The following is a 1308-nucleotide window of genomic DNA, read 5'->3' as shown; positions in this document are numbered from 1 at the left end:
TGTCGCGCGTCAAGATTCTTGGCAGGGCTGTTGAGTCAGTCCTGAAGGAGAATCAGAACTATGGGAAGACCCCCTTCGATCCCGGTCGAGAAGAAGACCCGGATCGTGTTGAGCGTGCTCGCTGGTGAGCTCACGATCGCCGATGCGGCGCGGCGCGAGAAGGTCAGCGAGCAGTCGATCGGTCGATGGAAGGCCGAATTCCTCGAGGCCGGCAAGACCGCGCTGGCGACCGGCCGGAACGGGCCGACGTCGCGCGAGGAGCAGCTCGAGGCCGAGGTCGTCGAGCTGACCCAGGCGCTCGGAGAGGCTGCGGTCGAGATCCGGGTGTGGAAGAAGAGTGCGGAGGGCCGCTTGGGCCCTTCGAGGACCTCGAGGTGATCCGGAAAGAGGCCGGGATGTCGACCGCGAGGTGGTGCAGGATCTTCGACATCCCCGAGCGGACCTGGCGGCGTTGGCAGGCCCGCGCCCGCGCAGGCGAACCGGTGCGCCGGCCGCATCCGCGGCCGGCGCGGGACGCTGCTGCAGCGTTGGTCGACAAGCACGCCGCGAAGCATCCAGCGTGGGGTCACCGCAAAATCTGGGCGATGGTCCGCCACGACGGGCACGTCGTCTCCGAGGCGACCGTGCTGCGACGGCTGCGCGACCAGGGATTGATCCTGCCCGACCAGTACCAGCGCGAGAGACGCAAGCTCGCCGAGCGCCGCAAGGCCGCCTTCGCCGATGAGCCGACCGGACCGAATCAGGTCTGGCAGCTCGACTTCTCCGAATTCGAGACCACCAGCGGCGGGACGTGGCGGATCGCGGGCTGCCGGGACTACTGGTCCAAGTTCGAGCATCGCTGGCACCTGTCGCCGACAGCGAACCAGTTCGACGCGATCGAGGCCGTCGGCCTTGCCCTGGCCGACTACGAGAACCTGTTCGGGCACCCGCTGATCGAGCGTTGCGGGGTCGATCTCGAGACCGGTGAGGTGCTGCCGGTGGTCACGATCGTGACCGACAACGGCGGCCCGTTCCGCTCCTTCCGGTTCGAGGCGTTCATCGCCTCCCACCCCGAACTGCACCACGTCCGCACCCGCGTCCGCTCGCCAGGGCAGAACGGCTCACGCGAACGCGGATTCGGGACGCTGAAGTACGAGCGGCTCTACCTCGACGAGATCGACGACGCGATCATGCTCGCCAAACACGCCGAGGACTACCGGATCGAATACAACACCGTCCGCCCCCACGAGGCGATCGCATGGAACCGGCCCGAGGAGGTGCACCTCGGCCTGGCCGATCCGACCATCCCGACTTTTCAAACCAAAGAAA

General features: G+C 67.0%; 2 protein-coding genes. Both read left to right on the top strand.

The window, feature by feature from the left end:
- Window positions 1–60 precede the first annotated feature (60 nt).
- Complete coding sequence (locus ABD213_RS15005) at window positions 61–378, top strand: transposase (RefSeq protein WP_344330297.1); 318 nt, start codon at window positions 61–63, stop codon at window positions 376–378.
- Window positions 327–1308 (top strand): integrase core domain-containing protein (locus tag ABD213_RS15000; RefSeq protein WP_344330293.1); only part of this gene is annotated, 982 nt, incomplete at its 3' end. The genes ABD213_RS15005 and ABD213_RS15000, both read left to right, overlap by 52 nt.

Origin of the sequence: Aeromicrobium halocynthiae, assembly GCF_039531385.1 — a bacterium.
GTDB lineage: Bacteria > Actinomycetota > Actinomycetes > Propionibacteriales > Nocardioidaceae > Aeromicrobium > Aeromicrobium halocynthiae.
This window is presented reverse-complemented; position numbering and strand designations above follow the sequence as displayed.

Coding starts and splice junctions, on each gene's coding strand:
- ABD213_RS15005 (WP_344330297.1), top strand. CDS start 61: ATGGGAAGACCCCCTTCGATCCCGGTCGAGAAGAAGACCCGGATCGTG.